Here is an 8,243-nt window from a genome sequence, read left to right as displayed (position 1 = left end):
ACACTGCCCGGCGGACGGGGTATCAACATATCTGGCGTTGATTTTTGGCACGCTGTTGAGTTCTCAAGGAACGGACGCTTCCTTTGTACTCACCCGAGAACTTCTTCTCAGGCTTTCCTCTGGGCGCTTCCCTTCGGTGTTCCAAACTCTATCAGCGTTTTCCCGGCCTCTTGACCACCGTCCTGCAGGCATGCAGAAGGCGACCCCGAGTTAGGATCTGAGCGAGTTTGGTACTGCCGGGCACCGACACAATGTGTCGCTCACCCCCAGGCAGGAGTACGACTGTACATGCGCCCCCGGAGCAGGGGCAAATCTCGCGGAGGGGTGGTCTAGACCTCTTGTGCGAAGCTATCGTGCGGAACGGGTCGTTCATGCGACCTACGCTGCTGATCACTCCACCTGGGAGGCTTCCCATGACCACCGTGACGTCCCCTCTTGTAGGACGCGCCATCGGATTGGCCGCCGTACCGGACCCCGTGTTCTCGGGCGAGATGGTCGGTCCCGGCACGGCGATCGACCCCGTGCGCGAGGCCGGGGAGGCTCTCGCCCCCGTGGAGGGAGTCATCGTCTCGCTGCACCCGCACGCGTTCGTCGTGGTCGACGGTGAGGGTCACGGAGTGCTGACCCATCTCGGTATCGACACCGTCCAGCTCAACGGTGAGGGCTTCGAGCTGCTCGTCAAGAAGGGCGACACCGTTCGGCGGGGCCAGGCCGTGGTGCGCTGGAACCCGGCCGCCGTCGAGGCCGCGGGCAAGTCCCCGATCTGCCCCGTCGTGGCGCTGGAGGCGACCGCCGACTCCCTCTCCGACCTCCGCGAGGACGGCGAAGTGAAGTCCGGCGACACGCTTTTCGGCTGGCGGTGACGTCCGGGCCGTACCGGGCCGCCAGTTCCACAACCACCGCGGTGGCGGGGCCCGCCGCACTATCGGAGACAGGTGAGATGGAGACAACGCTGCGAGGCGTCGGTGTGAGCCACGGTGTGGCCATCGGCGAGGTTCGGCACATGGGAACGGCGGTGCTGGAGCCGCCCGCCAAGCAGATCCGGCCGGAGGACGCGGAGCGCGAACAGGGGCGTGCCCGTAAGGCCGTGGACGCGGTGGCCGCCGATCTGACCGCGCGGGGCAACCTCGCCGGCGGCGAGGCCCAGGCCGTGCTGGAGGCCCAGGCGCTGATGGCCCAGGACCCCGAGCTGATGGCGGACGTGGAACGACGTGTCGCCGTGGGGAGCACGGCGGAGCGGGCTGTCTACGACGCTTTCGCCGCGTACCGTGCGCTGCTGGCGTCGGCCGGCGAGTACCTCGCGGGTCGCGTCGCCGACCTCGACGATGTGCGGAACCGTATCGTCGCCCGGCTGCTCGGGGTGCCGATGCCGGGTGTGCCGGACAGCGACGAGCCGTATGTCCTCATCGCCCGTGACCTGGCGCCCGCGGACACCGCGCTGCTCGACCCGACGCTCGTGCTCGGTTTCGTCACCGAGGAGGGCGGGCCGACCAGTCACAGCGCGATCCTGGCGCGGGCGCTCGGCGTACCGGCGGTGGTCGCGCTGCCGGGGGCCGGGGAGCTTGCCGAGGGCACGGTGATCGCGGTGGACGGCAGCACCGGTGAGATCTTCGTGAATCCCGGTGCGGAGAAGAAGGCCGAACTGGAGGCCGCCGCCGCTGCACGGAAGGCCGCGCTGGCCGCGTCGAGCGGACCGGGGGCGACCTCCGACGGGCACAGGGTTCCGCTGCTGGCCAATGTGGGCGGTCCCGCCGATGTGGCGGCGGCCGTGGAGGCCGGGGCCGAGGGCGTCGGCCTGTTCCGTACCGAGTTCCTCTTCCTGGACGACAGCAGGACGGCGCCTTCGGAGGAGAAGCAGATCGAGGCGTACCGGCAGGTGCTGGAGGCCTTCCCCGAGGGGCGCGTGGTCGTACGGGTGCTCGACGCCGGTGCGGACAAGCCGCTGGAGTTCCTGACCCCGGCCGACGAGCCGAACCCGGCGCTCGGTGTGCGCGGGCTGCGGACGCTGCTCGATCACCCCGAGGTGCTGCGGACGCAGCTGACGGCGCTCGCCAGGGCCGCCGAAGGCCTGCCGGTCCACTTGGAGGTCATGGCGCCGATGGTCGCGGACCGCACGGATGCCAGGGCGTTCGCCGACGCGTGTCGTGAGGCAGGGCTGCGGGCCAAGTTCGGTGCCATGGTGGAGATTCCGTCCGCCGCGTTGCGGGCGCGGTCGATCCTGCGGGAGGTCGAGTTCCTCTCGCTGGGGACCAACGACCTCGCGCAGTACACGTTCGCGGCGGACCGGCAGGTGGGCGCGGTGTCCCGGCTGCAGGACCCGTGGCAGCCGGCGCTGCTCGACCTGGTCGCGCTGTCCGCCGAGGCGGCCAGGGCCGAGGGCAAGAGCTGCGGTGTCTGTGGCGAGGCGGCTTCGGATCCGCTGCTCGCGTGTGTGCTGACCGGTCTGGGGGTCACCTCTCTGTCCATGGGTGCGGCGTCGATCCCGTATGTGCGGGGGACTCTGGCGAAGTACACGCTGGCGCAGTGCGAGCGGGCGGCGGCTGCCGCGCGGGCGGCGGACACGGCCGAGGAGGCTCGCGGCGCGGCGCGGGCGGTGCTGTCGGGCGAGTAGGCCGCGACGAGCGGCCGGTGCCGAGGGGCGTTCCACCTGCGGGTGGGGCGCCCCTCGCCCGTTCAGTGGGTGTGGCCGTCCCTGGCCGGGCCTCCCTCGCCGGCGTCGTCTCCGAGGTCGGGTGGGGTGCAGTAGTCGACTCCGGACTCCGGCGAGACCAGGTCCCCGGATTCCACGTCGGTGCAGTAGGCGTCGAAGACCTCGCCCGCGGTGAGGGGCTGGAGGCCCTCGCCACGCAGGCGCCAGCCGTAGACGCGGTCGGTCGTGCCCGGGGCGGTGGTGCGCATGACGAGTCCGCCGGGGCTTCGGGTGGCGATGCCGAGGGCCAGGACGGTGGCGAACTCCAGTGCTTCCGACTCGTCGAGCCGGGTGGGGCCTTCGTCGTTCCGGTCGGCGTGGAGGACGGCGGCCAGGGCCTGGGGCTGGGGCTGGGCCGAGACGCTGCACACGAGGTGGCGTTCACCGGGGTCGGCGGTGTCGAGGATGCGCCTGAGCAGGTGCATGGCGCGGGCGAAGGCGGCGCGTCCGATGTCCTCGCCGCAGGAGGCGCAGTCGCCGATCTGGGCGAGGAGTGTGGTGGCGTACTCCCAGGTGGCGAGGCGGACGGCTTCGTCGATGAGGTCGGGGACGAGCTCGGCGAGGGGTTGTCCCTCGTACGGGACGGCGGCGCCGGTGGCCGCGAGTTCGGCGGTGAAGCGGGTGCGGCTGGCGGGGGTGTCGGGTTCGAGGCCGGTGTCGGCGCAGAACGCGGCGTACTCCTCCGGGTCGAAGAGGGCGACGGTGGTGTGGTTGCCCTGCGCGGCGAGGGTCCGAAGCAGGGTTTCCACCTGGCGGAGGTAGGTCGGGTGGTCGTCGAAGGCGAAGCTGCGGTAGCGCCGCATCGCGGTGAAGTCGTGCTCGTCGGCGAGCAGGCCGATGGTGCCCGCGATCTCGCGGCGCAGGACCCGGCGCATGCTCGGCCGGCTGGTGTGTGTCATGGCTTCCCCCTGTGCGAGCCGTCGATCAATGCTCACTCACAGTAATCGGCGGCACTGACAACGGGACTCGCGTGAGGGTGGTCAGGCTCGTTCGCGGGCCAGGTTCTCGTAGAAGCGCAGGAGGTCGAGGTTGTCGATGGAGCCGGGGTTGACCGCCTTCTCCAAGGGGGTGCCCTGGAGGAGCCGTTTGACGGGGACCTCGATGCGTTTCCCGGTGAGGGTGTGCGGGACTCCGGGGACTTCGATGACCTCGTCGGGGATGTGGCGCGGTGAGAGGTGTTCCCGGATGGTCTGCTTGATGCGGCCGAGGAGGGCTTCGTCGAGGGTCGCGCCCGGGGCGAGTTGGACGAAGAGGGGCATCCAGTAGCCGCCGTCGGGCTGCTCGATGCCGATGACGAGGGATTCCTTGATCTCGGGGAGTCGTTCGACGGCTTCGTAGATGTCGGCCGAGCCCATGCGGACGCCCTGGCGGTTGAGGGTGGAGTCGGAGCGGCCGTGGATCACGACGGAGCCTCGGGAGGTGAGGGTGATCCAGTCGCCGTGGCGCCAGACGCCGGGGTAGGTGTCGAAGTAGCTGTCGTGGTAGCGGGTGCCGTCGGGGTCGTTCCAGAAGTGGATCGGCATGGACGGCATGGGGTTGGTGACGACGAGTTCGCCGACCTCGTCGACGAGGGGTTTGCCGCTGGGGTCCCAGGACTGGAGGTCGGTGCCGAGGCCGGGGGCCTGGAGTTCGCCGATGTGGACCGGGAGCGTGGGGACGGCTCCGGCGAAGCAGGAGCAGACGTCGGTGCCGCCGCTGACGGAGGCGATCCAGAGGTCTTCGCGGACCTCGTCGTGGAGCCAGCGGAAGCCGTCGGGCGGGAGCGGGGAGCCGGTGGTGCCGACGCACTGGACGCGGGAGAGGTCGTAGTCGCGGCCCGGGTGGATGCCGGCCTTGCGGCAGGCCATGACGTAGGCGGCGGAGGTGCCGAAGAGGGTGGCGCCGGTGCGTTCGGCGACGCTCCACTGGGCGCCGGTGTCGGGGTGGCCGGGGCTGCCGTCGTAGAGGACGACCGTGGTGCCGGTGAGGAGGCCGGAGACGAGGAAGTTCCACATCATCCAGCCGGTGGAGGTGTACCAGAAGAAACGGTCCTCGGGGCCGAGGTCGCAGTGCAGGCCGAGCTGTTTGAGGTGTTCGACCAGGATGCCGCCCTGTGACTGGACGATGGCTTTGGGGAGGCCGGTGGTGCCGGAGGAGTAGAGCACCCACAACGGGTGGTCGAACGGGACCTGTTCGAAGGTCGGCGGGACGTCCGCGGAGGTCAGGGCGGACCACTCCAGGGCGCCCTCGGGGGCCTGCGTGCCGAGGACGGGGATGTGGACGACCGCGCGCAGGGTGGGCAGTTCGCGGCGGAGTTCGGCGACGATGTCACGGCGGTCGTGTTCCTTGCCGCCGTAGCGGTAGCCGTCGACGGTGAACAGGACGACGGGTTCGACCTGCTGGAAGCGGTCGAGGACGCTGCGGGCGCCGAAGTCCGGGGCGCAGGAGGTCCAGACGCCGCCGACGGCGGCCGTGGCGAGGAGGGCGACGACGGCCTCGGGGATGTTCGGGAGGTAGCCGCTGACGCGGTCTCCGGGGCGTACGCCGAGGGCGCGGAGTTCGGCGGCGAGGGAGCCGACCTGGCGGCGCAGCTCCGTCCAGGTCACGGGGCGGGGTTCATGGGTCTCGTCGACGTGGAGCAGGGCCGGTTCGTCGGCGCGGGTGTCGGCGGCGCGCAGGGCGTGTTCGGCGTAGTTGAGGGTGGCTCCGGGGAACCATGCGGCGCCGGGCATGCCGCGGTCGCCGAGCACGCGCGCGTAGGGGGTGGAGAACCGTACGTCGAACCACTCGGTGACTGCTTTCCAGAACGTCTCGAGTTCGTCGACGGACCAGCGGTGCAGGGCCGGGTATCCGCCCTCGGCGGGGGCTCCGTGGTGTTCGGCCGCCCAGGACTGGAACGCGGTGATCCGGGCCCCGGCGACGCGCGCCGCGTCGGGCTGCCAGAGCGGCGAGGGGTTCGCTGAGGTCATGGGGCGGCTCCCGGGGCTGTGCGCGTGGTGTGCGACGGGCGCGTACGGGCAGGGGTGTGCGCGTGACGCGGCTGACACGGACGATGCCATGTGATCGACTTCCGCACCAGGGTGAGCCGCGGATCGACGGCTGCGTGAACATGTGCTGCCATCACGGGTGAACGGTAGTTGAACGGCTCACACGAATCGGCCGGGCAGTGGCAGGGTGAGCGGCATGGACGGTCGTGACCTGGTGCGTTCGGTGAAGGCGATCGGTTCGGCGGGGGTGGCTCAGGGGCTGCGGACCGTGCGGGCCGCGTGGCGCAGGAGGCGTGCCGACGCCGCCGCGTTGCCGGCGCGGGGCTCCGAGCGGGCTCGGGTGCCCGGGGCGGTGGTGGGTGTGGAGCCGGGGCCGGGCGGCGGGGTCGTCCGGTTCGGGCGGTCGGCGTTGCGGGTCACCGTCGATGTGAACGGGGCGGTGTTCTGGGGATGGGACGGGGCCGGGCCCGAGCCGTCGTACGCGCTCGCGGGCCGGTGTCCGGAGCCTGATCCGCGGGCCGTTCTTGAGCCGGACAAGGACGGCGGCTGGCGGGTCGTGGCCGAGCGGGTGACGGTCGTGGTGTCGCGGCTCGGTGCCGTGGAGGTGCGTACGCCCGGTGGAGTGACGTTGCGGCGTGATCTGCCGCCCCGGTGGTGGGAGCCGGTGGGTGGGGGCGAGGGGCGCTGGGTGCAGCGTTCCGAGGTGTCGGCGGACGCGCGGTTCTTCGGGCTGGGGGGCCGGGCGGCCGGGCCGCGGTTGCGTGGCGGAACGTATCGGCTGTGGAACACCGACCCCGGCCGCCCGTTCGCGCCCGGTGACGATCCGCTGTATCTGACGATGCCGGTACAGATGGTGGTGGCCGACGCGGGCACGCATCTGGTGTTCCACGACACCACGTGGGACGGCACGGTGACGCTGCGCGAGGGCGCGGAGGGGGCCGGGTCGGGGCACGACCGGGCCGGGACGTCCGAGTTGCGGATGGACGGCGGTCCGCTGCGCTGCTGGGTGGTCGTGGGGACCCCCGCGCGCGTGCTGCATGCCTGGGCCGCCCTGACCGGGGCTCCGGCGCTGCCACCCGCGTGGGCGTTGGGACACCATCACGCGCGCCGGGGTTTCGGCAGCGAGCAGGAGGTGCGGCGGATCGTCGCGGGTTACCGGGAGCACGGTCTGCCGCTGGACGCGGTCCATCTGGACGTCGACCACCACGACGCCAACCAGGTGTTCACGGTGGATGCGGAGAACTTTCCGAAGCTGCCGGATCTCGCCGACGAGCTGCGGCGGGACGGGATCCGGCTGGTGTCGATCGTCGACGCGGCGGTCGGGGCGCGGCCCGGTGACGCGGTGTACGACAGCGGGACGGCCGAGGACGTCTTCGTGCGGGAGGCCGCCGGGCAGGTCGTGGAGGGTCTCGTGTGGCCCGGGAGATCGGTCTTCCCGGATTTCACGAGCCCGCGCACGCGCGCGTGGTGGGGCGGTCTCTACGAGGAGCGGCTGGCGCAGGGCTTCGCCGGGTTCTGGCACGACATGAACGAGCCGACGTCGTTCACGGCGTTCGGCGAGAACACGCTGCCCCGGTCCGTCCGGCACGATCTGGAGGGCAGGGGCGGCGATCATCGCGAGGCGCACAACGTGTACGCGCTGTGCATGGCCCGTGCCGCGTACGAGGGGCTGCGCCGGCTGGTGCCCGAGGAGCGGCCGTTCGTCTTCTCGCGGTCCGGGTGGGCCGGCCTCCAGCGCTACGGGGGGACGTGGTCGGGGGACGTGGCGACGGGCTGGCCCGGGCTGCGGGCGTCGCTGTCGCTGGTGCTGGGGCTCGGTCTGTGCGGGGTGCCGTACTCGGGTCCGGATGTGGGCGGGTTCGACGGGAGTCCGTCGCCGGAGCTGTATCTGCGGTGGTTCCAGCTCGGGGCGTATCTGCCGCTGTTCCGTACGCACGCGAGTCCGCGGGCGGGGCGCCGGGAGCCGTGGGAGTTCGGGGAGGGGGTCGTCGGGCACGCGCGCGTGGCGCTCGTCGAGCGACGGCGGTTGCTGCCGTATTTCATGACGCTGGCCCATCTGGCGCGTCGTACGGGGGCGCCCTATGTGCGTCCGCTGTGGTGGGGGACGCCCGAGGACCGGGCGTTGCGTGACTGCGAGGACGCGTTCCTGCTGGGTGACGGTCTGCTGGTGGCGCCGGTGCTGGACCAGGGTGTGAAGCGGCGTGCGGTGCGGCTGCCGCGGGGGCGCTGGTACGACACGGCGACGGAACGGGCGTACGAAGGGCCGGGGCAGGTGCTGCTCGACGCGCCTGTGTCACGGATCCCGGTACTCGCGCGCGCGGGTGCCGTACTGCCGGTCCGGGGCGCCGACGGCGGCCTGGAGCTGGAGGTGTGGGCACCCGCGCGCGGGCGGACGGGGGGCGGGCTCGTGGTGCCGGACGTGGGCGACGGCTGGGACGAGCCGGAGGTCGAGCGGTACACGGCGCGTTGGGAGGGGCCGCGTGTGGTGGTGGAGCGGGACGGGGACGAGGGCCCGGCCGAGCCCGCGTATCCCGTGCGGGTACGCGGGCTCGGCCGGGAGTGAGCCGGCTCGGCTCGACGATGGGTTC

5 protein-coding genes are annotated in these 8,243 nt (G+C 71.9%); 3 read left to right on the top strand and 2 right to left on the bottom strand.

The window, feature by feature from the left end; translation table 11 throughout:
* The first annotated feature begins 413 nt into the window (after positions 1-413).
* Both ACWCRJ_RS29345 and ptsP read left to right on the top strand, forming a co-directional pair.
* Positions 414-863 carry a PTS sugar transporter subunit IIA gene (locus tag ACWCRJ_RS29345; protein ID WP_028796696.1) on the top strand — a complete coding sequence of 150 codons (450 nt, stop codon included), beginning with the start codon at positions 414-416 and terminating at the stop codon, positions 861-863.
* A 77-nt stretch (positions 864-940) separates the two neighbouring features.
* A complete protein-coding gene (gene ptsP / locus ACWCRJ_RS29340) occupies positions 941-2,611 on the top strand; it encodes a phosphoenolpyruvate--protein phosphotransferase (RefSeq protein WP_450942131.1) in 1,671 nt (556 codons plus the stop codon).
* A gap of 62 nt (positions 2,612-2,673) precedes the next feature.
* Here ptsP and ACWCRJ_RS29335 read toward each other — a convergent pair whose 3' ends face one another.
* Both ACWCRJ_RS29335 and ACWCRJ_RS29330 read right to left on the bottom strand, forming a co-directional pair.
* Positions 2,674-3,588 carry a hypothetical protein gene (locus tag ACWCRJ_RS29335; RefSeq protein WP_450942130.1) on the bottom strand — a complete coding sequence of 305 codons (915 nt, stop codon included), beginning with the start codon at positions 3,586-3,588 and terminating at the stop codon, positions 2,674-2,676.
* Between the two features lie 81 nt (positions 3,589-3,669).
* The gene (locus ACWCRJ_RS29330) at positions 3,670-5,637 is read right to left on the bottom strand and encodes an acetoacetate--CoA ligase (RefSeq protein ID WP_450942129.1); all 1,968 of its coding nucleotides are present in this window, start codon (positions 5,635-5,637) and stop codon (positions 3,670-3,672) included.
* 214 nt (positions 5,638-5,851) lie between these two features.
* Here ACWCRJ_RS29330 and ACWCRJ_RS29325 point away from each other — a divergent pair, with 214 nt between their 5' ends.
* Entirely contained in the window at positions 5,852-8,218 is a 2,367-nt protein-coding gene (locus ACWCRJ_RS29325; protein WP_450942128.1) for a glycoside hydrolase family 31 protein, read from the top strand.
* The last annotated feature ends 25 nt before the right edge of the window (positions 8,219-8,243 follow it).

The sequence above is a fragment of the Streptomyces sp. NPDC002324 genome (genome assembly GCF_053593335.1).
The sequence above is the reverse complement of the archived record's forward strand: the minus strand, read 5'-3'. Positions and strand labels throughout refer to the sequence as shown.

Coding starts and splice junctions, on each gene's coding strand:
- ACWCRJ_RS29345 (WP_028796696.1), top strand. CDS start 414: ATGACCACCGTGACGTCCCCTCTTGTAGGACGCGCCATCGGATTGGCC.
- ptsP (WP_450942131.1), top strand. CDS start 941: ATGGAGACAACGCTGCGAGGCGTCGGTGTGAGCCACGGTGTGGCCATC.
- ACWCRJ_RS29335 (WP_450942130.1), bottom strand. CDS start 3,588: ATGACACACACCAGCCGGCCGAGCATGCGCCGGGTCCTGCGCCGCGAG.
- ACWCRJ_RS29330 (WP_450942129.1), bottom strand. CDS start 5,637: ATGACCTCAGCGAACCCCTCGCCGCTCTGGCAGCCCGACGCGGCGCGC.
- ACWCRJ_RS29325 (WP_450942128.1), top strand. CDS start 5,852: ATGGACGGTCGTGACCTGGTGCGTTCGGTGAAGGCGATCGGTTCGGCG.